Genomic DNA, 22,876 nt, shown 5'->3' on the forward strand with positions numbered 1-22,876 from the left:
TTTTACAAAGCTAGAACAAACAGCCGCAGCATGCGTAACGCTGATCAACTGTGGCGAGGGGATTTATCCCCGTTGGGCTGCGAAGCAGCCCCAATGAAGCTGATCACCGTTGCGACCTGATGCACGGCTGCGTTTGGTTTGGGGCTGCTACGCAGCCCAACGGGGATAAATCCCCTCGCCACAACTCACCAGCCTCAGAACCGTTTTCACGCACTCCAGGGAGGAGGCAACATGCACCAACAGGGGTTCAGCCTGATCGAGCTGCTCATGGGACTGGCAATTGCCGCGATTGTTCTGCCGTGGGCCAGTTCCGGCTACAAAGCGCTCATCGAATCCATCGAACGCAAGGACGCCGCCCGGTTACTGGCCAGTGGCTTGCGCACTGCGCGAAGCGAAGCCATCACCCGTAACCGGACGGTGGCGATCAGAGGGATAGACAATGACTGGAGCAAAGGGTGGCAAATCATTCTGGACGGCGATGACCAGGCGCTGCTGACACAGCGCAGCAACGGGGCTCGCATCATGGGTAACTGGGCGATGAAAGGGTCGGTCAGGTTCGCCTTCCATGGCCAGGCGGTATGGCCCAGCGGGGCCTTTCATTCGGGAACGCTATACGTCTGTGGCAAACACGACTCGATCAGCCACCATCAAGTGGTGCTCGCGCCCTCAGGGCGCGTGAGCCTGCGCAGCGAGGTCGCCGAGCAGGCCGCGTGCGAAAAGCGCTTAAAGCAGCGAGCGGACGCGTAGTTCCTTGGGCATGGAGAACGTGATGTTTTCCTCGCGGCCGGCCAGTTCATCGGCACCTGTAGCGCCCCAGGCCTGCAATTGCTGGATCACCCCACGCACCAGCACCTCGGGGGCCGACGCACCGGCGGTGATACCGATGCGCTCGACACCGTCGAACCAACTGCGCTGCAGGTCCTCGGCACCGTCGATCAGGTAGGCCGGCGTGGACATGCGCTCGGCCAGCTCGCGCAAGCGGTTGGAGTTGGAGCTGTTCGGACTGCCGACGACCAACACCACGTCGCACTCGTTGGCCAATTGCTTGACCGCGTCCTGGCGATTCTGGGTGGCGTAGCAGATGTCATCCTTGCGCGGCCCGCCGATGGCCGGGAAACGCGAGCGCAGGGCGTCGATCACGCGGCTGGTATCGTCCATGGACAGCGTGGTCTGGGTGACGAAGGCCAGGCTCTCGGGGTTGCGGACCTGCAGGGCAGCCACGTCGTCCTCGTCCTCGACCAGGTAGATCGCGCCGCCATTGCTGGCATCGTACTGACCCATGGTGCCCTCGACTTCCGGGTGGCCCTCGTGGCCGATCAGGATGCATTCGCGACCGTCACGGCTGTAGCGCGCCACTTCGATGTGCACCTTGGTCACCAACGGGCACGTCGCGTCGAACACCTTCAGGCCACGGCCGGCGGCTTCGGTGCGTACGGCCTGGGAAACCCCGTGGGCACTGAAGATCACGATGACGTCGTCCGGCACCTGGTCCAGTTCCTCGACGAAGATGGCCCCGCGGCTGCGCAGGTCTTCGACGACGAATTTGTTGTGGACCACTTCGTGGCGCACATAGATCGGCGGACCGAAAACTTCCAGGGCGCGGTTGACGATTTCGATCGCCCGGTCCACACCGGCGCAGAAGCCACGGGGGTTGGCGAGTTTGATTTGCATGCTGTGCCTCGTGTCTGGCCTGTTGATCGAACGAAGGGCTCGAACACAATGGAAATACCTTGTGGGAGCGGGCTTGCTCGCGAAGAGGACCTGACATCCAACATTGATGTTGGCTGACAGACCGTATTCGCGAGCAAGCCCGCTCCCACACTTGACCGCATCCGGCCAGTTACAGAGCCTTGACCTCAAGAATTTCCACTTCGAAATTCAAGGTCTTGCCCGCCAGGGGATGGTTGAAATCCACGGTCACCTGGGCGTCGTCGAAAGCCTTCACCACGCCCGGCAGTTCGGTGTTGGCCGCGTCATTGAAGATCACCAGCAGCCCCTCCGACAGCTCCATGTCCTGGAACTGGGAGCGTGGCATGGTCTGCACGTTCTGTGGATTGGGCTGACCAAAGGCGTTTTCCGGGGCAACGATCACGGTGCGCTTGTCGCCGGCCTTGAAACCGAAGATCGCCGCCTCGAAGCCTGGCAACAGGTTGCCATCACCGACCTTGAACACCGCCGGGGCCTTGTCGAAAGTGCTGTCGACGGTGTCGCCGTTTTCCAGGTGCAGGGCAAAGTGCAGCTTCACTTCGGTGTTTTGAGCGATACGCTGCTCAGTCATGGACGGCTTCTCCGGTTTTCTTGCTCTTGAACATGTCCAGGGCGAGCATGATCGCGCCCACGGTGATGGCGCTGTCGGCAAAGTTGAACGCCGGGAAGTACCAGCGGTTCTGCCAATGCACCAGGATGAAATCGATCACGTGGCCCAAGGCGATGCGGTCATAGAGATTGCCCAGGGCGCCGCCGAGAACCAGTGCCAGCGCCACCGCCAGCCAGGTTTCATCGCGGCCCAGGCGCTTGAGCCAGACCACCAGCACCGCGCTGACCACGATGGCAATCAAAGCGAACAGCCAGCGCTGCCAGCCCGAACTGTCGGCCAGGAAGCTGAACGCCGCCCCCGTGTTGTAGGCCAGCGTCCAGCTGAAGTAGTCGGGAATGACCACGATCTGCTGGTACATGGTCAACGAGCTTTCAAAGTAGAACTTGCTGGCCTGGTCGATGACCAGCACCAGCACGCTCAACCAGAGCCAGCCCAGCCGTCCGAAACGGCCCGCTGCGTTAGGCATAGTGGCGAACCTCACCGGTGCCGCTGATGTTGTCGACACAACGACCGCAGATTTCCGGATGCTCCGGGTTCACGCCGACGTCTTCGCGGCAGTGCCAGCAACGGGCGCACTTGACGAAGCTCGACTTGACCACCTTGAGCTTCAGGCCCGCCACTTCGGTGACCACGGCATCGGCCGGGGCCTGCACCAACGGGGCGACGCTGGCGGTGGAGGTGATCAGCACGAAGCGCAGTTCGTTGCCCAACTTGGCCAGGTCGGTCCCCAGGGATTCCTCGGCATAGAGGGTCACTTCGGCTTGCAGGTTGCCACCGACGGCCTTGGCCGCACGCTGGATTTCCATTTCCTTGTTGACCGCCGCCTTGACCGCCATGACGCGATCCCAATAGGCACGGTCCAGCTCGAAGCCTTGCGGCAGTTCGGTCAGGCCTTCGTACCAGGTGTTGAGCATCACCGATTCGTTACGCTCGCCCGGCAGATATTGCCACAGCTCGTCGGCGGTAAACGCCAGGATCGGCGCGATCCAGCGCACCAGCGCCTCGCTGATGTGGAACAGCGCGGTCTGGCACGAGCGACGCGCCTTGCTGTTGGCGCCGGTGGTGTACTGGCGGTCCTTGATGATGTCGAGGTAGAAACCGCCCAGCTCCTGCACGCAGAAGTTGTGGATCTTCGAGTAGACGTTCCAGAAGCGGTATTCGCCGTAGTGCTCCTGCAATTCGCGTTGCAGCAGCAGGGTACGGTCCACGGCCCAACGGTCCAGGGCCAGCATGTCTTCGGCCGGCAGCAGGTCGGTGGCCGGGTTGAAGCCGGTCAGGTTCGACAGCAGGAAGCGCGCGGTATTACGGATGCGCCGGTAGGCGTCCGCACTGCGCTGCAGGATCTGGTCGGACACCGCCATCTCGCCGGAATAGTCGGTGGAGGCCACCCACAGGCGCATGATGTCGGCGCCCAGGGTGTCGTTGACCTTCTGCGGCGCGATCACGTTGCCCAGGGACTTGGACATCTTGCGGCCGGCTTCGTCGACGGTGAAACCGTGGGTCAGCAACTCGCGATACGGCGCGTGGTTGTCGATGGCGCAACCGGTCAGCAAGGACGAGTGGAACCAGCCGCGATGCTGGTCCGAGCCTTCCAGGTAGAGGTCGGCACGCGGGCCGCTCTCATGGCCCATCGGGTGCGAACCGCGCAGCACGTGCCAGTGGGTGGTGCCGGAGTCGAACCAGACGTCCAGGGTGTCGCTGATCTTGTCGTACAGCGGCGCTTCGTCGCCCAGCAGCTCCGCGGCGTCCATCTTGAACCAGGCTTCGATGCCTTCGACTTCGACGCGCTTGGCCACCTCTTCCATCAGTTCGACGGTGCGCGGGTGCAGCTCACCGCTTTCCTTGTTCAGGAAGAACGGGATCGGCACGCCCCAGTTGCGCTGGCGGGAGATGCACCAGTCCGGACGGTTGGCGATCATCGAGTGCAGGCGCGCCTGGCCCCAGGCCGGGACGAACTTAGTGTCTTCGATGGCCTTGAGCGAGCGCTGGCGCAGTGTGTCGCCGCTGGCCGGCTGTTTGTCCATGCCGATGAACCACTGCGCGGTGGCGCGGTAGATCAGCGGGGTCTTGTGGCGCCAGCAGTGCATGTAGCTGTGCTCGATGACGGTGGTGTGCAGCAGCGCACCGACTTCGGTCAGCTTGTCGACGATGGCTGGGTTGGCTTTCCAGATGAACTGGCCGCCAAAGAACGCCAGCGACGGCGCGTACACGCCATTGCTCTGGACCGGATTGAGGATGTCGTCGTTGACCATGCCGTACTTCTTGCAGGTCACGAAGTCATCCACGCCATAGGCCGGCGCGGAGTGAACCACACCGGTGCCGGCGCCCAGTTCCACGTAGTCGGCCAGGTACACCGGCGACAGGCGATCATAGAACGGGTGACGGAAGTTGATCAGTTCCAGCGCCGAACCCGGGGCAGTGGCCAGCACCGAGCCTTCGAGGCCGTAGCGGCCCAGGCAGGACTCGACCAGTTCCTCGGCCAGCACCAGCAGCTTGTCGCCGACGTCCACCAGCGCGTAGTTGAATTCCGGATGGACGTTCAGCGCCTGGTTGGCCGGGATGGTCCACGGGGTGGTGGTCCAGATCACGATCGCGGCCGGCTTGGCCAACTGGCCCAGGCCGAACGCGGCGGCCAGCTTGTCTTCATCGGCGATCGGGAACGCCACGTCGATGGTCGACGACTTCTTGTTCTCGTACTCGACTTCCGCCTCGGCCAGGGCCGAACCGCAATCGAAGCACCAGTTCACCGGCTTGAGGCCCTTGAACACGAAACCGCCATCGACGATTTTCGCCAAGGCACGGATTTCACCGGCTTCGTTCTTGAAGTCCATGGTCTTGTACGGATTGGCGAAGTCGCCCAGCACGCCGAGGCGGATGAATTCCGACTTCTGCCCTTCGATCTGCTCGGTGGCGTAGGCACGGCACAGCTCGCGGGTCTTGTCGGCGCCCAGGTTCTTGCCGTGGGTCACTTCCACCTTGTGTTCGATCGGCAGGCCGTGGCAATCCCAGCCCGGAACATACGGTGCGTCAAAACCCGACAGGGTCTTGGAGCGCACGATCATGTCCTTGAGAATCTTGTTCAGCGCGTGACCGATATGGATCGTGCCGTTGGCATACGGAGGGCCGTCGTGCAGGACGAACTTCGGACGATCCTTGCCAATTTCGCGCAACTTTCCGTACAGGCCAATGCTGTCCCAACGCTGCAGAATCTGTGGTTCGCGCTGAGGCAGGCCGGCCTTCATAGGGAAGGCGGTGTCCGGAAGGTTTAGCGTGGCTTTATAGTCGGTCATTTAAGGCTCTTCATTAGCGATTGGCGCTGGTTGCGACAAGGGCACGGGCGGCGGCGATATCTGCATGGATCGCCGTCTTGAGCGCCTCCAGGGAGGCAAAACGCTGCTCTTCACGCAGCTTCTGGTGGAAAACCACCGTCAAACGCCGGTCATACAGATCGCCGGCAAAATCCAGAACATGTACTTCGAGGTGGGCTTTGCCATCCCCCTGGACCGTGGGCCGTACGCCGATATTGGCGACACCGGGCCAGGCCTTGCCGTCAATCTCGACGCTGACCAGGAACACCCCGGTCAGCGGCACGCGACGGCGCTTGAGTTGCACGTTGGCAGTCGGCGTGCCCAATTGACGCGCCAGTTTCTGCCCATGCAGGATCCGCCCGGCAATCCGGTACGGACGGCCGAGCAAGCGCTCGGCCAGTTCGAAGTCGGCAGCGGCCAGGGCATTGCGGACCTGGGTACTGCTCACGCGCAAGCCGTCCAGTTCGACAGTCTGCGCGGCTTCGACGGTAAAACCATGGACGCTGCCGGACTGTTGCAGGTATTCGAAATCCCCGGAACGGTCGCAGCCGAAGCGGAAATCATCACCCACTTCCAGGTGTTTCACGTCGAGACCGTCCACCAGGATGGTCTCGACGAACTCGGCGGCACTGAGCTTGCTCAGGCGCTGGTTGAAGGCCAGGCACAAGACCCGGTCGACGCCTTCGCTGGCAAGCAGTTGCAACTTGTCCCGCAGCCGGGCCAGACGGGCCGGCGCGGTGTCCGGGGCAAAAAACTCCCGCGGCTGCGGCTCGAAGATGACCACGCAGCTGGGCACGCCCAATTCCAGCGCACGCTCACGCAGCCGCGCCAGGATAGCCTGGTGGCCACGGTGGACACCGTCAAAGTTGCCAATAGTGGCGACACAGCCCCGATGCTGGGGGCGCAGGTTGTGGAGGCCTCGAACCAGCTGCATAACGCGCTTCTTGCTCATAAAGTGGCCGATTATAACCACACCCGGCGGCCGACGACAGGCAACACCGTAACCCAAAGTGCTCGAACCGACAAAACCACTGCCCGGTCCGGGTTGATCGAGGCCCCGCCCTCAGCCCAAGGCCTTGCGATTGAAGTCCCGCAGGCGGAATCCCATCAGCAGCAACATGCCGAAATACGCCACCACGCCCGCGACAACCAGCACGCCCAGGCGCAGGAAACGTTCGAGCATCTGCCCTTCGCTCCAGGCCGGCATGAAGTGCAGCGCCCCCAGCAGGACCGCCGACATCACCGCCACGGCGACCAGCAACTTGAGGCCAAACCGGCCCCAGCCCGGCTGGGGCTGATACATCTTCTGCTTGCGCAACTGATAGAACAGCAGCCCGGCATTGAGACAGGCACCGGCACTGATCGCCAAGGCCAGCCCGGCGTGGGCCAGTGGACCGATGAGCAGGAGGTTGAACAACTGCGTCATCACCAGGGTGAACACGGCGATCTTTACCGGCGTGCGAATGTTCTGCTGAGCGTAGAACCCCGGCGCCAGCACCTTGATCACGATGATCCCGAGCAGGCCCACCGAATAGGCGATCAGCGCCCGCTGGGTCATGACGGCGTCGAAGGCATTGAACTGGCCGTACTGGAACAACGAAACCGTCAGCGGCTCGGCGAGGATACCCAGCGCCAGGGCACAAGGCAGCACCAGCACGAAGCACAGTCGCAGACCCCAATCGAGGATGCGCGAATACTCCTGGCGGTCCTGGTTGGCGTAGGTCTTGGCGAGGGTTGGCAGCAGGATGGTGCCCAAGGCCACGCCCAACACACCGGACGGCAGCTCCATCAGACGGTCGGCGTAGTACATCCAGGACACGGAACCAGCCACCAGGAACGAGGCGAAAATCGTGTTGATAATCAGGGAAATCTGACTCACCGACACGCCGAGGATTGCCGGCAGCATCTGTTTCATCACCCGCCACACGCCGCTGTCACGCAGGTTCAGCCGGGGCAGCACCAACATGCCGATCTTTTTAAGGTGAGGCAGTTGGTACAGCAACTGCGCCAGGCCGCCCACCAGCACCGCCCAACCGAGGGCCATCACCGGCGGGTCGAAATACGGTGTCAGGAACAGCGCGAACACGATCATGCTGACGTTGAGCAAGGTCGGCACGAAGGCCGGGACGGAAAAACGGTTCCAGGTATTGAGGATCGCGCCGGCCAGGGACGACAGGGAAATCAGCAATATATAAGGGAAGGTCACCCGCAACAGGTCGGAGGTGAGCTGGAATTTCTCCGGGGTGTCGGCAAACCCCGGCGCCGTGGCCCAGATGACCCAGGGGGCGGCGAGCATGCCGGCGGCGGTGACCAGCGCCAGCACCAAGGTCAGCAGGCCAGTGACATAGGCAATGAATGTGCGGGTCGCTTCGTCGCCTTTCTGGCTCTTGTATTCCGCCAGGATCGGCACGAAGGCCTGGGAGAACGCGCCCTCGGCGAAGATCCGCCGCAGCAGGTTGGGCAGCTTGAAGGCGATGAAAAAGGCGTCGGTGGCCATTCCGGCCCCGAAAATGCGCGCGATCAGCGTATCGCGAACAAACCCCAGGACACGGGAAAGCATCGTGATAGAGCTGACGGCAGCCAACGATTTGAGCAGATTCATGAAAAGAGTTTTTGCCTGTCGATAAACAGCAGGCGAACAACGCGCCCACTTGTGCGATACTCCGCGCCGCTAAACAGCACAGCGCCAAAGCCCGCGAGTTTACAGGTCGCACGCCGGAAAGAAATCACCCGGTGCGTAGCACCTGCCATTCAGCGGAACGTGTCACCCGCCCTTGACAAGACCTCAACTCATCGGCATGATTCGCGGCCTATTTTGTTTGCTATTTCCTAAAAAGTCTTTCGAGGAGCTCGACGGTGGCCAACTCACCTTCCGCCAAAAAACGTGCAAAACAGGCTGAGAAGCGTCGCAGCCACAACGCCAGCCTGCGTTCCATGGTCCGTACCTACATCAAGAATGTAGTTAAGGCCATCGACGCAAAAGACGCTGAAAAAGCTCAAGCTGCTTACGTTCTGGCTGTGCCAGTTATCGACCGCATGGCCGATAAAGGCATCATCCACAAGAACAAGGCTGCTCGCCATAAGAGCCGCCTGAATGGCCACGTAAAGGCCCTGAACGTTGCCGCTGCTGCCTAAGCGACGCGCTCATTAAAAAACCGACCTCAGGGTCGGTTTTTTATTGCCTGCAACTCTTCATTCAGAACATTGTGGGAGCGAGCTTGCTCGCGATGGCGGAGCATCAGACAAATCGTTGTTACTGACGCACCGCCATCGCGAGCAAGCTCGCTCCCACAGGGCTATGTGTCGATTATTGAGTACGAGCCCACGGCAGGATCGGGATCGCCGTCACCGCGTTCTGCGGGCTACCCTCGATCACGCGATCGCTGTAGACCAGATACACCAGCGTGTTGCGCTTCTTGTCGAGGAAACGCACCACCTGCATGGTCTTGAACACCAGCGAAGTGCGCTCCCTGAACACCTCATCGCCATCCTTGAGCTCGCCCTTGAAGCTGATCGGCCCCACCTGGCGACAAGCAATGGAGGCCTCGGCACGGTCTTCGGCCAGACCCAGGCCACCTTTCACGCCACCAGTCTTGGCCCGCGACAGGTAGCAGGTCACGCCTTCGACCTTGGGGTCGTCGAACGCCTCGACCACGATCCGGTCGTTCGGTCCGACAAACTTGAACACGGTGGATACCTGGCCGATCTCCTCGGCCGAAGCCAACAGCGGCACCGCCAGCAGCAAGCCGATCAATCCTTTTGCCAAACCCATGATTTTTCCTTAGACGAGGATCAGGTTGTCACGGTGAACCAGCTCAGGCTCCGCCATGTACCCCAACAGACCAACGATTGCATCGGACGACTGGCCGATGATTTTCTGTGCTTCCAGCGCACTGTAGTTGGCCAGGCCACGGGCGATCTCGCGACCGTCCGGCGCCACGCACACGACCATTTCGCCACGCCGGAAACTGCCTTGGACCAGCTTCACACCCACTGGCAGCAAGCTTTTGTTGCCCTGGGACAGCGCCGCGACGGCGCCCGCGTCCAGCACCAGGGTGCCACGGGTCTGCAGGTGCCCGGCCAGCCACTGCTTGCGCGCCGCCAGCATGCCGCGCTCAGGGGAAAGCAAGGTGCCGATACGCTCGCCGGCTTTCAGGCGATCCAGCACCCGCTCCAGCCGCCCACCAACGATGATGGTATGAGCCCCCGAACGCGCCGCCAGCCGCGCGGCACGCAGCTTGGTCTGCATGCCACCACGCCCCAGCGCGCCCCCCGTACCACCCGCCACCGCATCCAGCGCCGGATCATCGGCCCGGGCTTCGTAGATCAGCTTGGCATCGGGATTGTTGCGCGGGTCGGCATCGAACATGCCGTCACGGTCGGTGAGGATCACCAGCAGGTCCGCCTCCACCAGGTTCGCCACCAGCGCGGCCAGGGTGTCGTTGTCGCCGAAACGGATCTCGTCGGTGACCACTGTGTCATTCTCGTTGATCACCGGGATGACCTTCAACTCCACCAGCGCGCGCAAGGTGCTGCGGGCATTGAGGTAGCGCTTGCGGTCCGACAGGTCGTCATGGGTCAGCAGGATCTGCGCCGTGTGGCGACCGTGCTCGGCAAAGCTCGACTCCCAAGCCTGCACCAGGCCCATCTGGCCGATGGCGGCAGCGGCTTGCAATTCGTGCATCGCACTGGGTCGCGACGTCCAGCCCAAACGGCTCATGCCGGCCGCCACGGCACCGGAAGAAACCAACACCAGTTCGACGCCAGCCTCATGCAGGGCCACCATCTGCTCGACCCACACCGCCATGGCCTGGCGATCCAGCCCCTTGCCATCCGCCGTCAGCAGTGCGCTGCCGATCTTCACGACCCAGCGCTGCGCACCCGTCACCTTGCTCCGCATCATCTTCAACCTTTGCCAGCGGACGGCGCGACCCAGCGCCGCCCATGGGATTATTCGTATTTGCGTTCTACAGATACCAAAACGCCGCTCGAATGAGCGGCGCCTAGGAAACCGGCTTGCCGGCGATGATAACACCGCACTGAAACACTTGAACCTGTGGGAGCGAGCAAGTTCGCTCCCACAGGACTCCTGCAGGCCCTGGTTTCAGTTGAGTGATATCAGCACAAGATCAGTCGCGAACGTAGATGATTTCCGGACCGTCTTCGTCATCCACATCTTCCTCATCCCAATCGTCGTCACCGATGTCATGGACCGACTTGACACCACTGCGACGCAGGGCACGCTGGTCATCCAGGGCCTGCAACTGGGCACGAGCTTCGTCTTCGATACGCTGGTCGAGCTCGGCCAGCTCTTCCTTGTAGGCTGGGTCGTTGGCCAGGCGATCGGCGCGATCTTCCAGGTAACGCATGATGTCGTGGCACAGGCGCTCGGTGCCTTCTTTGGCAATGGCCGAGATCACGTAGACCGGACCTTCCCACTCCAGGCGCTCGACGATTTCCTTGACCCGCTCTTCATGCTCTTCTTCGAGGATCTGGTCGCACTTGTTCAGCACCAGCCAACGATCACGCTCAGCCAGGGCCGGGCTGAACTTGGTCAGCTCGCTGACAATGACTTCGGCCGCATCGGCGGCACTGGTTTCATCCAGCGGCGCCATGTCCACGAGGTGCAGCAGCAGACGGGTACGAGACAAGTGCTTGAGGAAGCGAATGCCCAGGCCAGCGCCATCGGAAGCCCCTTCGATCAGGCCCGGAATGTCCGCGACCACGAAGCTTTTCCAGCGATCGACGCTGACCACGCCCAGGTTCGGCACCAGGGTGGTGAACGGGTAGTCGGCGACTTTCGGCTTGGCTGCCGACACGGAACGAATGAAGGTACTTTTGCCAGCGTTCGGCAGGCCCAGCAGGCCCACATCGGCCAACACCTTCATTTCCAGCTTCAGGTCACGCTGCTCGCCCGGCTTGCCTGGCGTGGTCTGGCGCGGCGCGCGGTTGGTACTGGATTTGAAACGCGTGTTCCCAAGGCCGTGCCAGCCGCCATGAGCCACCAGCAAACGCTGGCCCGGCTTGGTCAGGTCGCCGATCACTTCCTGGGTCGCGGAGTCGATCACCGTGGTGCCGACCGGCACGCGCAGGATCAGGTCTTCGCCCTTTTTGCCGGTGCAGTCGGTGCTGCCGCCGTTGGAGCCACGCTCGGCATCGAAGTGCCGGGTGTAACGGTAGTCCACCAGGGTGTTGAGGTTTTCGTCGGCGAGCATGAAGATCGAGCCGCCGTCGCCGCCGTCACCACCGTTCGGGCCGCCGTTTTCAATGAATTTTTCCCGACGGAAACTCATGCAGCCATTGCCGCCGTCGCCGGCCTTTACTCGAATCGATACTTCATCAACAAACTTCATGACACACGCCTCTCGCCATACGGACGAGCCGAAAAAAACAAGACATAAGACTCTTGCAAAAATGCACGCTGCGACCCGATCAAGCGCCCGGTTGCGGCGCCACCAGCCCACACAAACAGCTTTGCAAGAGACTCACCCCACAAACGAAAAAGCCCCGTCGCAAGACAGGGCTTCTCCAGCGGTCTCGCAATTAAGCTGCGATAACGCTTACGTAACGACGACCGAAGGCGCCTTTTACTTCAAACTTGATCACGCCTTCGACTTTAGCGAAGAGGGTGTGATCTTTACCCATGCCCACGCCGTAGCCAGCGTGGAATTGGGTGCCGCGCTGACGCACGATGATGTTGCCTGCTTTGATAGCCTGGCCGCCATACATCTTCACGCCAAGGCGTTTGGCTTCTGAGTCGCGACCGTTACGGGTACTACCACCAGCTTTTTTGTGTGCCATGAGTTCAATTCTCCTAGTGAGGAATTAGGCTGAAATTAAGCCTGAATACCGGTGATTTTGATCTCGGTGTACCACTGGCGGTGGCCCATACGCTTCATGTGGTGCTTACGACGACGGAACTTGATGATGCGGACTTTATCGTGACGACCTTGGGAGATCACTTCAGCCACAACGGTCGCGCCAGCAACAACTGGAGCACCGATATTCACGTCATCGCCATTGGCGACCAACAGAACGCGATCAAAAGTCACGGATTCGCCGGTAGCGATTTCCAGTTTTTCGATCTTCAGGTATTCACCTGGGGCGACCTTGTATTGCTTGCCACCAGTAACGATTACTGCATACGACATGGTATTTCTCCGATAATCCTGCTCACCCAGCGCTTTATAAGAAGAGGTATTGGCTGGCATGGCTGCATGGGCTGGAAGGCCCGGATGCAATTGCGTAAGGCAGGTGCTGCCCAGGAAGTTCAGGGTGCGCGATTGTACGCAAGCTGTTCCAGGCTTGCAAGTAGCCGTCCATCGCGCCTTGACACCTGCGGATGTGGGTCCTAGCATGCCGCGCAACCCTTCTGGAGCACCTGTCGCTGATGCAACCCCAAGCTTTCTACCGCGCGGTGGCGGACGATTTTAGCGCCGTCGACGGCATCATCAAGAAGCAGCTGACTTCCCGAGTGCCTCTGGTATCGAAAATCGGCGATTACATCACTTCAGCCGGTGGCAAGCGCCTGCGTCCTTTATTGGTGCTTTTGTGTGGCAAGGCCCTGGGCCGCGAAGGCGACGATATGCGCCTGCTGGCCGCCACCATCGAATTCCTGCACACCGCCACCCTGCTGCATGACGACGTGGTCGACATGTCCGGCATGCGCCGCGGCCGCTCGACTGCCAACGCCATGTGGGGCAACGCCCCCAGCGTGCTGGTAGGCGACTTCCTGTACTCGCGCTCGTTCGAAATGATGGTCGAACTGGGCTCGATGCCGGTGATGAAGATCCTGTCCCAGGCCACGCGCATCATCGCCGAAGGCGAAGTGCTGCAACTGTCCAAGGTACGCGACGCCAGCACCACGGAAGAAACCTACATGGAGGTCATCCGCGGCAAGACCGCGATGCTCTTCGAGGCCTCGACCCACAGTGCCGCCGCCCTGGCCGGCGCCAGCGCCGAACAGAGCGAAGCGCTACGCACCTTTGGCGACCACCTGGGCGTGGCATTCCAGTTGGTGGACGACCTGCTGGACTACAAGGGCGACGCCGAAACCCTGGGCAAGAACGTCGGTGACGATCTCGCCGAGGGCAAGCCGACCCTGCCACTGATCTACACCATGCGCGAAGGCACGCCCGAACAGGCGGCGCTGGTGCGCCAGGCGATCCAGAAAGGCGGGATCGAAGACCTGGAAAGCATTCGGGCAGCGGTTGAAGCCTCCGGCTCGCTGGACTACACCGCGAAACTGGCCCGTGACTACGTCGCCCGCGCGATCAAGTGCCTCGACGCCCTGCCCTCCAGCGAATACCGCGATGCGCTGGTGGAACTGAGCGAGTTTGCGGTGGCGCGTACTCACTGATCACATAGATCGCAATGAGCTTTTGTGGCGAGGGAGCTTGCTCCCGCTCGGTCGGTCCGACGCCTCGGGCGCAGCGACCGCAAGCGCCATATGGGGCTGCTCCGCAGCCCAGCGGGAGCAAGCTCCCTCGCCACAAAAACCCTCACATCGCCCTCCTAGCCGCAAAACCCTATACAATGTGCGCCCTTTTGTCCTCCTGATACCAAGGAACCCTAGTGAGCACGTTGCCTCCCTGCCCGAAATGCAATTCCGAATACACCTACGAAGACGGTACTCAACTGGTCTGCCCTGAGTGTGCCCACGAATGGTCCGCCAGCGGCGAGGTCGAGACGGCCTCCGACACCACGGTGAAGAAGGATTCGGTCGGTAACGTCCTGCAGGACGGCGACACCATCACCGTGATCAAAGACCTCAAGGTCAAGGGCACCTCGCTGGTGGTCAAGGTCGGCACCAAGGTCAAGAACATCCGCCTGTGTGAAGGCGACCATGACATCGACTGCAAGATCGACGGCATCGGCCCAATGAAACTCAAATCCGAGTTCGTCAGAAAAGTCTGAATCTGCCGTACGCCATCCCGCGCCTGCCGTGGGATGGTGCCCCCACCTCCCCCGATCCCACCCCGCCTTGCACGTACCAGCCCATTGCCAGCGGTCCTGAACGTCGACCGCCCGTCGTCAGAAAACAAATCGGAATACCAATAGAGACTTGCTATTTAGCGAATAAGAATTATTCTCATCGAAACCCATCACGGAGGTGAGAACCATGACTTATTTGATCGACGCCTGGCTGGATCGCCCGCACCCCTACCTCAGGATCCTGCATCGGGAAACCGGGGAAGTCTGCGCAGTGCTTGAGGAAGAAGCCTTGAGCGAGCTGCAGGACCAGGGTGATCTGGACCTCAACAGCCTCAATTCCAGCGAGCCGCTGGTGCTCAAGGAGCTGGTGCGCAACCTGTTCCTGTTCTGCTACGCCAGGGCATTGCGCCCGACTGGCGATTTCAATGGCAGGTTTCACGGATGAGCATGAAGACAATGTGGGAGCGGGCTTGCTCGCGAAGGCGGTACATCAGTTAGCTGATAGGTCGACTGAAAGTCCGCTTTCGCGAGCAAGCTCGCTCCCACATTTTGCCCACTGTTAAACCGGGCAGGGTCTTACAGGACGTCCAGCAACTCGACGTCGAACACCAGTACGCTGTGCGGCGGAATGCTGCCAACGCCTTGAGCGCCGTAAGCCAGTTCGCTCGGCACGTACAGGCGCCATTTGCTGCCGGCGTTCATCAGTTGCAACGCTTCGGTCCAGCCTGGGATCACGCCGCCGACCGGGAATTCGGCAGGCTGGCCACGATCGTAGGAGCTGTCGAACACCGTGCCATCGATCAGGGTGCCGTGGTAGTGGGTACGCACCTGGTCTTCACGGGTCGGCTTGGCGCCTTCGCCCTGGGTCAACACTTCAAACTGCAGGCCCGAAGCCAGGGTGGTGATGCCTTCGCGCTTGGCATTTTCGGCCAGGAATGCACGTCCTTCGCCCGCCGCGGCTTCAGCCTTGGCAGCCGCTTCGGCTTGCATGATTTCGCGGATGACCTTGAAGCTGGCGGACATCTCTTCCTGGCCCACGCGGCTTGGCTTGCCGGCGAAGGCGTCGGTCAGGCCAGCCAGGATCGCGTCCAGGCTGACGCCCGGTGGCGGGTTGTCGCGCAGTTGGTCGCCCAACTGACGGCCAATGCCGTAGCTGACGCGGGTTTCGTCGGTGGACAGGTTAACTTCGGACATGGTGCTGCTCCGCTGTGCGGACGGCCCGGGAATGGCCATGGATGACACGGCGCTTCCCGGAGCGCCCGGAACCAAAAGGGCGAGCAGACTAGCACAGATGCCGGGGCGGATGACCAACACCCGCGCCAAAGCACGCCGCCAGAAACGACAACGCCCACCGGCTTCTCAACAGGTGGGCGTTGCACCAGCACGCGGGACGCGCCTCAGTGCTTGGTCAGTTTATCCAGGTAACCCATGGCAAACGCCGAGACCACGAAGGTCATGTGGATGATCACGTACCACATCAGGTGCTCGGGATCGACGTTCTTGGCGTCCATGAAGATGCGCAGCAGGTGGATGGAGGAAATCGCCACGATCGAGGCAGCCACTTTCATCTTCAGCGAGGAAGAGTCCATGGTGCCGAGCCAGTTGAGCTTTTCCTTGTCGGAGTCGATGTCCAGTTGCGAGACGAAGTTTTCGTAGCCGGAAATCATCACCATCACCAGCAGCCCGCCCACCAGCGCCATGTCGATCAGCGACAGCAACACCAGGATCAGGTCGGACTCGGCCATGGAAAACACGTTGGGGATAACGTGGAAGACTTCCTGGAAGAATTTCAGTGCCAGTGCCAGCAAGCCCAGGGACAGCCCGAAGTAGATCGGCGCCAGCAACCAACGGGAGGCGTACATTGCATTTTCGATAAAGCGTTCCATTGAGTCTCACACCAGGGCTGAAAAATCGCGGCGAGTATATCAGCCACGAGCGGCCCTACAAACGCCAGGCCACATCCCTGGACCCGGCGCAACAGCCAAGAGCTGCGTGGTGGAAACGCTCAATGCAGCGGGCGATACTCGAAGCCGCCCACGTTGCGACACCGCCCGCCATTGATCTCACGCAGTTGGGCCTGCATGTGCAGGCACCAGATCTGTGGGTCGTTGGCCAGCTCATAGCCGTGCAACGTCAGGCTCTGGACGATGGTATCGAGGATGGTTTCGGCGGCGTTCGGGCCGGCAAATGGGCCCTGGGCCTTGATGGCGGAAGGTTGTTCACCGGCCATTCCGGCGGCAAAGAGCAAGGTCCACATACCGGTATCTCCCGCCAGCGGGCGGATGGCGCATTCGATACGGGTCACAAGGCCCAGGCATTGACGAGTGAGACAAAGGTTGCGCGACATGGCGGCGCCCCTCGGTAGATCCGGTATTCAGTCCCAGGAGGGGGCTGTTTCGATCCAATGATGGCTCTCGTTATCCTTGAGCTGAGGATAGAAGAAAAGTTCCGGGCGCAAAGGATTTCGAGACCAGAATACGCCGAGCGGTCACAGTGTGAATATTGACGCCAAAGTGGTGGCATTACTAACAGGAAATCACTGCAAAACCTATTGTGGGAGCGGGCTTGCTCGCGAAAGCGGTTTGTCAGTTGGCATAGTCGTCAGCTGACACACTGGTTTCGCGAGCAAGCCCGCTCCCACAGGGCAATTGCCGCTCAGATCAAACCGGCTTGGCCTCCGCCAGAGCCTGCTGGGCCAGTTCCTTTTCCGCTTCCTTGATGTCGTCTTCGCTGATCATTTCGGCGATGACCCGCAGGCGCTCCACCACCCGGGCGTTGACGCTGCCCTCCGGAAACTCGCCGTTCTCATCGGGCTCACCGGCCGGCTCACCCACCAGCAGGCTCAACGCCTCGTCGGCCTGGCGGACCGCATAGACGTGGAATTGCCCGGCGCGCACGGCGGCCAGCACCCGCTCATCGAGCATCAGCGTCGCGACGTTGGCCTGGGGGATGATCGCCCCCTGCTCGCCCGTCAGCCCGCGGGCTTCGCAGAGGCGGAAGAAGCCTTCGATCTTCTCGTTGACCCCGCCCACCGCCTGCACTTCGCCAAACTGGTTGATCGAACCGGTGATGGCGAAACATTGCTTCAACGGCGTCTTCGACAGGGCCGAAATCAGCGTGCACGCCTCACCCAGCGAGGCGCTGTCGCCGTCCACGTAACCGTAGGACTGCTCCAGGGCGATACTGGCCGAGATCGCCAGCGGGAATTCCTGGGCATAACGGCTGCCCAGGTAACCGGTGAGGATCATCACGCCCTTGGAGTGGATCGGTTGGCCGAGGTTGACCTCGCGCTCGATGTCGACGATGCCGCTGCCACCCGGGTACACCGTGGCGGAAATCCGCGCTGGCACGCCAAACGCCGAATCACCGACCTCCAGCACCGTCAGACCGTTGCACTTGCCCACGGCGGCGCCGTCGGTGTCGATCAGGATGATCCCCGCCAGCATGTCGTCGAGGATCCGCGCCGAGACGCGTCCGGTGCGGGTGGCCTTGGCTTTCAGTGCGCGTTCGATATGGCCGGCATCGGTCATTTCGTCACCGGCCAGCTGGCGAATGAAATCCGCTTCGCTGACCAGTTGGAACAGGTCGCCGATACGCGCCGACAGACGCCCCTGGTGCTCGGCCAGGCGAGCGCTGTAGGTCGCCAGGCGAGCCACCGCATCAGCGGTCAACGGCGCCATGCCCTCCTCCGAGGTGCGGGTCTTGAGCAACTGGGCGAACTGCTCCAGGCTTTCATCGCCCATCGGGATGTCTTCGTCGAAGTCCACCAGCACGCGAAACATTTCCTGGAAGTCCGAGTCCAGGTCCTGCAAGGCGTAGTAGAGCTGGCGGGCGCCAATGATCACGACCTTGACCTGCAACGGGATGTGCTGCGGCGTCAGGGTCACCGTGGCCAGTCGCCCCAGCTCACCCAACGGCGATTCCATTTTCAGCTTGCGCGACTGCAGAGCGCGCTTGAGCGCATCCCACACGAATGGTTCGCCAAGCATTTTTTCCGCTTCGAGGATCAGGAACCCACCGTTGGCCCGGTGCAAGGCCCCTGGACGCAACTGCCGGTACGTGGTGTAGAGCGCGCCCTGGTCGGTGCTGTATTCAATACGGCCGAAGAGGTTGTCGTAGGTCGGGTGCGGCTCGAACACCACCGGCGCACCGCCGCTGGACGGATGCCCCACCACCAGGCTCGGGGCATATTGTTCCTCCAGCAGCTTGCGGGCAACGGCGTCGGTCTTGCTGTCGTCCACCAGTTGCTCGACCACCGTGCGCAGCAGGTTGACCTGCATGGCTTGCAGATAACCGCAGACGGCGGCGTTCTCGGCGTACTTTTCCGACAACGGCGCCAACAGCGGTTGCAGGGCCAGGGTGATGGTTTCTTCGTTGAGCTGACGCAACTGGTTGTTGGACTCGCGCTTCCACTGCGGCAGGCTGGCGAGTTCTTCGTTCAGGCGCTCTTCCAGGCTGGAGATATCCTCGTGGAAACGCTCGCGCTCGGCTTCCGGCAACTGGGCGAATTCCGCCTCGTCCAGGGCCTTGCCCTCGCTCATCGGCGTGAAGGCGATGTTGCTGCTGTCGCGGTACAGCGCGACGTCCTTTTCCAGCGCCAGGCGCTCGATCACATCGAGGGCGCGGTCGTAGCGCTGGTTGAAGGCGCGATCGATGGCGCTCTTCTTCTGTTGGTAGGACGGGTGCTCGAACACCGCGGGAAAGGTCGCCAGCAGGTTGTCGATCAGGCCGTTGATGTCGGCGATGAAGGCGCCGGCAGTGCCCGATGGCAGCTCCAGTGCACGGGGTTCGCGAGGCTCATCGAAATTGTTGACGTAGACCCAGTCTGCCGGGGTCTGCATGCGCTTGCCCTCGGCCTTGAGGTAGCGCTTGACGAACGAGAACCGACCGGTACCGGGCTCGCCCATGACGAATACGTTGTAACCGGGGCGCGGCATGGCCACGCCGAACTGCAAGGCTTCGACCGCACGCTCCTGGCCGAGCACACCGCGAAAGGGCTCCAGATCATTGGTGGTAGAGAAGCTGAACTGTTCAGCGGAAAACGGACGGGTCAGCGCTTCAGGCGCTAGACGCAAGCTGGCAGCAACAGGATCAGGCATCGGGCTTCCTTACATCAGGCGGGGCAGATAGCGGCATTCTGGCGCTGCCCATGCCTGACTGGCAAGGAGCGCCTCAGGCCAAAGCATAGTCGAGCGAGCGCCCCGGCCCGGGCTCGGTCCATTCACGACCCCACGGATTGTTTTTGCAAAATGTCACGGAACCCCAGGATCGTGCCTAAACTCCAAATTGCGCGGCTGGAACAATAACCGGCCCACTGGCACGCGTGGTTGAAGCCACAAAGGCGCCAGACCCTGTCCATTGGTATGCACATAAAGAGAACATAGCTATGAAACGGATTCTTCTCGGTACTCTCTTCACCGCTGTATCCATCAACGCCATGGCTCAGGCGCCAGGCGGCCCGGATTGCGGTTGGGGCAACATGCTGTTCGAAGGTCAGCGTGGCACTCCGGCTCACTTCCTGGCATCCACCACCAACGGCACCTCCGGTAACGCCACCTTCGGCATGACCTCCGGCACCAACGGTTGCTCGACCAACGCGGCACTGACCTATGGTGGCAAGTCCTGGCTGGCCATGAATGGCATGATGAACGAGCTGTCCGAAGACATGGCCAAGGGTCAGGGCGAAGCGCTGACCACCTATGCCGTGGTGCTGGGCGTGGCGCCGGAAGATCGCGCACACTTCTCGGCCGTCACCCACGAGCACTTCCAGCAAATCTTCAGCAAGGCTGACGTGACCGCCGAAGACGTGCATACCAATACCCTGGCCGTCCTGAAGAACGATCCACGCCTGGCCAAATACGCCACTCAAGCTTAAGCTCGACACCACTCGCTCCTCTCGGGGAGCGGGTTTTCTTTCTGGGGCCCCTTGCGCTCTTTTTTTTCGACTTTCCAAGTAGCCGACTATGCTCAAACGCCTTGCCTGGCTGGCGCTCTGTGTGTGCGCCCCGCTGTCCGCAGCGCCTCATGTCGACCCTCAACGTTTGCAGCAACTGGCCAATGACCGCTTCTGGATTTCCCTGGGCCACTATGAAACCGCCAAGCTGGGCGGCTGGCGCAGCTACATCAGCGACAAGAAATTCTTCCTCGCGCCCGACGGCAATCAGCACCCCGACCGTGAACTGACCGCCACGCTGCAAGCCTTGTATGGCCCGGCCAGTGCCGGCCAGCAGCACGCCCAATGCGTGTACCCGGCACGCACGCGCTGGCTCAAGGCGCAGCTCAAGCTGACGGACCTGCCCGCCGTCGACTGCAGCGAATTCAACCAATGGTTCAAGGACGTCTCGCCCCACAGCGCGGTGATGATTTTTCCGGCGGCGTACCTCAACAGCCCATCTTCGATGTTCGGCCATACCCTGCTGCGCATCGACCAGGCCGACGTGCAAAGCGACAAGACCGCCCTGCTCAGCTACGCGATCAATTTCGGCGCCTACATCGAAGGCTCGGACAACAGCATCCTTTACGCCTGGAAGGGCTTGATGGGGGGCTATCCCGGCCTGTTCGCCCTGGTGCCCTACCAGGAAAAACTTTCCGAGTACCGAAGCCTGGAGAACCGCGACCTGTGGGAGTATCGCCTCAACCTGAGCCAGGTCGAAACCGAGCGCATGGTCGAACACGTCTGGGAACTCAAGCAGATCCAGTTCGACTACTTTTTCTTCGACGAAAACTGCTCCTATCGCCTGCTTGAACTGTTGCAGGTGGCGCGCCCCAGCCTGCGCCTGACCGAACAGTTCCCGCTGACCGCCATCCCCACCGACACCGTCAAGGCGGTGAAGGAAGCCGGCCTGGTGGAAAGCATCCAGTACCGACCGTCCCGGGAGCGGGAACTGCTCAGCCGTGCCGAACCGCTCAGCGATGACGAACAACAATGGGTGCTGAAGGTCAGCGCCGACCAGCAACAACTGCAAGCCGACGCCTTCAAGGCGCTGCCACGGGACCGCCAGGCGCTGATCGTCGATGCGGCCTACCGCCTGGAGCGCTACCGCGCCAACGGCCAGGAGCGCGACCCACAGCGCTCCCAGCGCAGCTTCGAATTGTTGCGGGCGATCAACCAGAATCCCGCGCCGGAACTCGATATCCCGCAGCCGGGCCTGCCCGAGGACGGCCATGAATCCCGCACCTGGCAGGCCGGCCTCGGCACCCGGGGCGACCGGGCGTTCGGCGAGTATGGCTTGCGCATGGCCTATCACGACCTCAACGACAACGCCGAGAGCTTCCCGCTGGGGGCCCAGATTGAAATCCTGCAACTCAAACTGCGCCAGCACGAAGGCAATGACTGGCAGGTGCAACAACTCGACCTGGCGACGATTCGCTCGCTGACGCCGCGCAACGAGTTGTTGCAGCCATGGTCCTGGCAGGTTACCGGCGGCCTGGAGCGAGTGCCGGGCAAGCACGACGATGAAACCCTGGTCAGCCACGTCAACGGCGGTGCCGGCGGGACCTGGGCATTGGGCGAAGATGTGCTGGGGTTCGCCCTGGGCACGGTGCGGGTCGAGCACAACAACGACTTCGCCGAGTTCATCGCCCCGGCCGGCGGCTTCAACAGCGGCGTGCTGTGGAAAAACCCGCTGGGCAACCTGAGCCTGGAAGCCAAGGGCGACTACTTCGTCAACGGCGAAGTGCGCCGCAGCCTGAGCCTGAACCAGCAATGGGAATTGTCCCGCAACCTCGGCCTGCGCCTGAGTGCCCAACGTGAATTCAGCCACCTCGCCTCGCCGGAGAACGAAGTGATGCTCGAGGTGAAGTGGTACCACTACTGACGCCGACGGCCGTCAATCGAGCGCCCCCGCCAGGGCGTTCGTCACCTGCCCAACGGATTGCTCACAACGCTTTCACATCGGCCTGACGAATCCGCTTCTAGACTTCAGGTGAATCCGGCAGGAAGGCAGAAAATGAGGCGGGCGGTGGTGGTATTGGCGGTACTGATGTTGCTTGGCGGTTGCGAGACCACTCACGAGGACCTCATTGCCCGAGGTTTCCCACCGGCCTTCGCCGACGGCTACGACGACGGTTGCAGCAGCGGCCGGCAAGCCGCCGGCGTGATTACCGGTCAGTTCCGCAAAGATGTGCCGCGCTATCTGAAGGATCCCCGCTACGCCGAAGGCTGGAGCGACGGGTTCCGGCAGTGCCAGGCCATGCGCGAAAGCGAAGAGCGCGATGCCTATCGCGAACGCCATTGGGACGAGCGCGAACGCGCCTGGCAACAGGAAAAGGATCGGGACGCCGGCCGGGCTTATCGCTCGCAGTGAGTCGCGCATAG

General features: G+C 61.7%; 23 protein-coding genes. 8 read left to right on the top strand and 15 right to left on the bottom strand.

Annotated elements, in window-relative coordinates; all coding sequences use genetic code 11:
* The first annotated feature begins 231 nt into the window (after nucleotides 1-231).
* Nucleotides 232-747 carry a general secretion pathway protein GspH gene (locus VM99_07710; protein ID AKJ97947.1) on the top strand — a complete coding sequence of 172 codons (516 nt, stop codon included), beginning with the start codon at nucleotides 232-234 and terminating at the stop codon, nucleotides 745-747.
* On the opposite strand, the gene ispH is transcribed toward VM99_07710, so the two are convergent.
* From ispH to VM99_07740, 6 genes are all read right to left on the bottom strand, one after another.
* A complete protein-coding gene (ispH, locus tag VM99_07715) occupies nucleotides 724-1,671 on the bottom strand; it encodes a 4-hydroxy-3-methylbut-2-enyl diphosphate reductase (protein AKJ97948.1) in 948 nt (315 codons plus the stop codon). The two genes, VM99_07710 and ispH, sit on opposite strands and share 24 nt — an antisense overlap.
* Nucleotides 1,672-1,840: 169 nt before the next feature.
* Complete coding sequence (locus tag VM99_07720; protein AKJ97949.1) at nucleotides 1,841-2,278, bottom strand: peptidylprolyl isomerase; 438 nt, start codon at nucleotides 2,276-2,278, stop codon at nucleotides 1,841-1,843.
* Nucleotides 2,271-2,783 (bottom strand): peptidase A8, encoded by a 513-nt coding sequence (locus VM99_07725; protein AKJ97950.1) that lies wholly within the window; start codon nucleotides 2,781-2,783, stop codon nucleotides 2,271-2,273. Before VM99_07725 ends, VM99_07720 begins: the two co-directional genes overlap by 8 nt.
* Nucleotides 2,776-5,607: an isoleucine--tRNA ligase gene (locus VM99_07730; protein ID AKJ97951.1), complete on the bottom strand. Its 2,832-nt coding sequence runs from the start codon at nucleotides 5,605-5,607 to the stop codon at nucleotides 2,776-2,778. The genes VM99_07725 and VM99_07730 overlap by 8 nt, the downstream gene beginning before the upstream one ends.
* 13 nt (nucleotides 5,608-5,620) lie before the next feature.
* Nucleotides 5,621-6,559, bottom strand: a complete 939-nt coding sequence (locus VM99_07735; GenBank protein ID AKJ97952.1) for an FMN adenylyltransferase — start codon at nucleotides 6,557-6,559, stop codon at nucleotides 5,621-5,623.
* Nucleotides 6,560-6,688: 129 nt separating this feature from the next.
* On the bottom strand, nucleotides 6,689-8,227 hold the full coding sequence (locus VM99_07740; protein ID AKJ97953.1) for a membrane protein: 1,539 nt from the start codon (nucleotides 8,225-8,227) through the stop codon (nucleotides 6,689-6,691).
* Between the two features lie 254 nt (nucleotides 8,228-8,481).
* On the opposite strand from VM99_07740, the gene VM99_07745 reads away from it, so the two are divergent.
* A complete protein-coding gene (locus VM99_07745) occupies nucleotides 8,482-8,760 on the top strand; it encodes a 30S ribosomal protein S20 (GenBank protein ID AKJ97954.1) in 279 nt (92 codons plus the stop codon).
* 172 nt (nucleotides 8,761-8,932) lie between these two features.
* On the opposite strand, the gene VM99_07750 is transcribed toward VM99_07745, so the two are convergent.
* The 5 genes from VM99_07750 to rplU form a co-directional block, all read right to left on the bottom strand.
* Complete coding sequence (locus VM99_07750) at nucleotides 8,933-9,397, bottom strand: CreA (protein AKJ97955.1); 465 nt, start codon at nucleotides 9,395-9,397, stop codon at nucleotides 8,933-8,935.
* Nucleotides 9,398-9,406: 9 nt separating this feature from the next.
* Nucleotides 9,407-10,525 (bottom strand): gamma-glutamyl kinase, encoded by a 1,119-nt coding sequence (locus VM99_07755; protein AKK01712.1) that lies wholly within the window; start codon nucleotides 10,523-10,525, stop codon nucleotides 9,407-9,409.
* 229 nt (nucleotides 10,526-10,754) lie between these two features.
* Nucleotides 10,755-11,978 (bottom strand): GTPase CgtA, encoded by a 1,224-nt coding sequence (gene obgE, locus VM99_07760; protein ID AKJ97956.1) that lies wholly within the window; start codon nucleotides 11,976-11,978, stop codon nucleotides 10,755-10,757.
* 190 nt (nucleotides 11,979-12,168) lie between these two features.
* The gene (rpmA, locus tag VM99_07765) at nucleotides 12,169-12,426 is read right to left on the bottom strand and encodes a 50S ribosomal protein L27 (protein ID AKJ97957.1); all 258 of its coding nucleotides are present in this window, start codon (nucleotides 12,424-12,426) and stop codon (nucleotides 12,169-12,171) included.
* 35 nt (nucleotides 12,427-12,461) lie between these two features.
* Nucleotides 12,462-12,776, bottom strand: a complete 315-nt coding sequence (gene rplU, locus VM99_07770; GenBank protein ID AKJ97958.1) for a 50S ribosomal protein L21 — start codon at nucleotides 12,774-12,776, stop codon at nucleotides 12,462-12,464.
* Nucleotides 12,777-13,015: 239 nt separating this feature from the next.
* Between rplU and VM99_07775 the strand changes: the two genes are divergently transcribed.
* From VM99_07775 to VM99_07785, 3 genes are all read left to right on the top strand, one after another.
* Nucleotides 13,016-13,984 carry an octaprenyl-diphosphate synthase gene (locus VM99_07775; GenBank protein AKJ97959.1) on the top strand — a complete coding sequence of 323 codons (969 nt, stop codon included), beginning with the start codon at nucleotides 13,016-13,018 and terminating at the stop codon, nucleotides 13,982-13,984.
* 215 nt (nucleotides 13,985-14,199) lie between these two features.
* Nucleotides 14,200-14,541 carry an alkylphosphonate utilization protein gene (locus tag VM99_07780; GenBank protein AKJ97960.1) on the top strand — a complete coding sequence of 114 codons (342 nt, stop codon included), beginning with the start codon at nucleotides 14,200-14,202 and terminating at the stop codon, nucleotides 14,539-14,541.
* 205 nt (nucleotides 14,542-14,746) lie between these two features.
* Nucleotides 14,747-15,004 (top strand): hypothetical protein, encoded by a 258-nt coding sequence (locus VM99_07785; GenBank protein ID AKJ97961.1) that lies wholly within the window; start codon nucleotides 14,747-14,749, stop codon nucleotides 15,002-15,004.
* Between the two features lie 131 nt (nucleotides 15,005-15,135).
* Here VM99_07785 and VM99_07790 read toward each other — a convergent pair whose 3' ends face one another.
* The 4 genes from VM99_07790 to VM99_07805 all read right to left on the bottom strand — a co-directional run bounded on the left by VM99_07790 (nucleotide 15,136) and on the right by VM99_07805 (nucleotide 19,658).
* A complete protein-coding gene (locus tag VM99_07790) occupies nucleotides 15,136-15,753 on the bottom strand; it encodes a peptidylprolyl isomerase (GenBank protein ID AKJ97962.1) in 618 nt (205 codons plus the stop codon).
* A gap of 203 nt (nucleotides 15,754-15,956) precedes the next feature.
* Complete coding sequence (locus VM99_07795; GenBank protein AKJ97963.1) at nucleotides 15,957-16,445, bottom strand: hypothetical protein; 489 nt, start codon at nucleotides 16,443-16,445, stop codon at nucleotides 15,957-15,959.
* A 119-nt stretch (nucleotides 16,446-16,564) separates the two neighbouring features.
* Nucleotides 16,565-16,906: a hypothetical protein gene (locus VM99_07800; GenBank protein ID AKJ97964.1), complete on the bottom strand. Its 342-nt coding sequence runs from the start codon at nucleotides 16,904-16,906 to the stop codon at nucleotides 16,565-16,567.
* A gap of 313 nt (nucleotides 16,907-17,219) precedes the next feature.
* On the bottom strand, nucleotides 17,220-19,658 hold the full coding sequence (locus VM99_07805) for an ATP-dependent protease (GenBank protein AKJ97965.1): 2,439 nt from the start codon (nucleotides 19,656-19,658) through the stop codon (nucleotides 17,220-17,222).
* 287 nt (nucleotides 19,659-19,945) lie between these two features.
* On the opposite strand from VM99_07805, the gene VM99_07810 reads away from it, so the two are divergent.
* From VM99_07810 to VM99_07820, 3 genes are all read left to right on the top strand, one after another.
* The gene (locus VM99_07810) at nucleotides 19,946-20,434 is read left to right on the top strand and encodes a hypothetical protein (protein ID AKJ97966.1); all 489 of its coding nucleotides are present in this window, start codon (nucleotides 19,946-19,948) and stop codon (nucleotides 20,432-20,434) included.
* 88 nt (nucleotides 20,435-20,522) lie between these two features.
* The gene (locus VM99_07815) at nucleotides 20,523-22,376 is read left to right on the top strand and encodes a membrane protein (GenBank protein ID AKJ97967.1); all 1,854 of its coding nucleotides are present in this window, start codon (nucleotides 20,523-20,525) and stop codon (nucleotides 22,374-22,376) included.
* Between the two features lie 132 nt (nucleotides 22,377-22,508).
* The gene (locus VM99_07820) at nucleotides 22,509-22,865 is read left to right on the top strand and encodes a lipoprotein (protein ID AKJ97968.1); all 357 of its coding nucleotides are present in this window, start codon (nucleotides 22,509-22,511) and stop codon (nucleotides 22,863-22,865) included.
* The last annotated feature ends 11 nt before the right edge of the window (nucleotides 22,866-22,876 follow it).

The organism is Pseudomonas chlororaphis, from assembly GCA_001023535.1.
In the GTDB taxonomy this organism is placed as follows: Bacteria; Pseudomonadota; Gammaproteobacteria; order Pseudomonadales; family Pseudomonadaceae; genus Aquipseudomonas; species Aquipseudomonas chlororaphis_E.

Bases quoted from the DNA above. Each gene is read 5' to 3' on its own strand.
- VM99_07725 (AKJ97950.1), bottom strand. From the start codon at position 2,783: ATGCCTAACGCAGCGGGCCGTTTCGGACGGCTGGGCTGGCTCTGGTTG.
- VM99_07750 (AKJ97955.1), bottom strand. From the start codon at position 9,397: ATGGGTTTGGCAAAAGGATTGATCGGCTTGCTGCTGGCGGTGCCGCTG.
- obgE (AKJ97956.1), bottom strand. From the start codon at position 11,978: ATGAAGTTTGTTGATGAAGTATCGATTCGAGTAAAGGCCGGCGACGGC.
- VM99_07720 (AKJ97949.1), bottom strand. From the start codon at position 2,278: ATGACTGAGCAGCGTATCGCTCAAAACACCGAAGTGAAGCTGCACTTT.
- VM99_07740 (AKJ97953.1), bottom strand. From the start codon at position 8,227: ATGAATCTGCTCAAATCGTTGGCTGCCGTCAGCTCTATCACGATGCTT.
- VM99_07800 (AKJ97964.1), bottom strand. From the start codon at position 16,906: ATGTCGCGCAACCTTTGTCTCACTCGTCAATGCCTGGGCCTTGTGACC.
- rpmA (AKJ97957.1), bottom strand. From the start codon at position 12,426: ATGGCACACAAAAAAGCTGGTGGTAGTACCCGTAACGGTCGCGACTCA.
- VM99_07735 (AKJ97952.1), bottom strand. From the start codon at position 6,559: ATGCAGCTGGTTCGAGGCCTCCACAACCTGCGCCCCCAGCATCGGGGC.
- rplU (AKJ97958.1), bottom strand. From the start codon at position 12,776: ATGTCGTATGCAGTAATCGTTACTGGTGGCAAGCAATACAAGGTCGCC.
- VM99_07785 (AKJ97961.1), top strand. From the start codon at position 14,747: ATGACTTATTTGATCGACGCCTGGCTGGATCGCCCGCACCCCTACCTC.
- ispH (AKJ97948.1), bottom strand. From the start codon at position 1,671: ATGCAAATCAAACTCGCCAACCCCCGTGGCTTCTGCGCCGGTGTGGAC.
- VM99_07810 (AKJ97966.1), top strand. From the start codon at position 19,946: ATGAAACGGATTCTTCTCGGTACTCTCTTCACCGCTGTATCCATCAAC.
- VM99_07755 (AKK01712.1), bottom strand. From the start codon at position 10,525: ATGCGGAGCAAGGTGACGGGTGCGCAGCGCTGGGTCGTGAAGATCGGC.
- VM99_07790 (AKJ97962.1), bottom strand. From the start codon at position 15,753: ATGTCCGAAGTTAACCTGTCCACCGACGAAACCCGCGTCAGCTACGGC.
- VM99_07730 (AKJ97951.1), bottom strand. From the start codon at position 5,607: ATGACCGACTATAAAGCCACGCTAAACCTTCCGGACACCGCCTTCCCT.
- VM99_07710 (AKJ97947.1), top strand. From the start codon at position 232: ATGCACCAACAGGGGTTCAGCCTGATCGAGCTGCTCATGGGACTGGCA.
- VM99_07815 (AKJ97967.1), top strand. From the start codon at position 20,523: ATGCTCAAACGCCTTGCCTGGCTGGCGCTCTGTGTGTGCGCCCCGCTG.
- VM99_07805 (AKJ97965.1), bottom strand. From the start codon at position 19,658: ATGCCTGATCCTGTTGCTGCCAGCTTGCGTCTAGCGCCTGAAGCGCTG.
- VM99_07820 (AKJ97968.1), top strand. From the start codon at position 22,509: ATGAGGCGGGCGGTGGTGGTATTGGCGGTACTGATGTTGCTTGGCGGT.
- VM99_07795 (AKJ97963.1), bottom strand. From the start codon at position 16,445: ATGGAACGCTTTATCGAAAATGCAATGTACGCCTCCCGTTGGTTGCTG.
- VM99_07775 (AKJ97959.1), top strand. From the start codon at position 13,016: ATGCAACCCCAAGCTTTCTACCGCGCGGTGGCGGACGATTTTAGCGCC.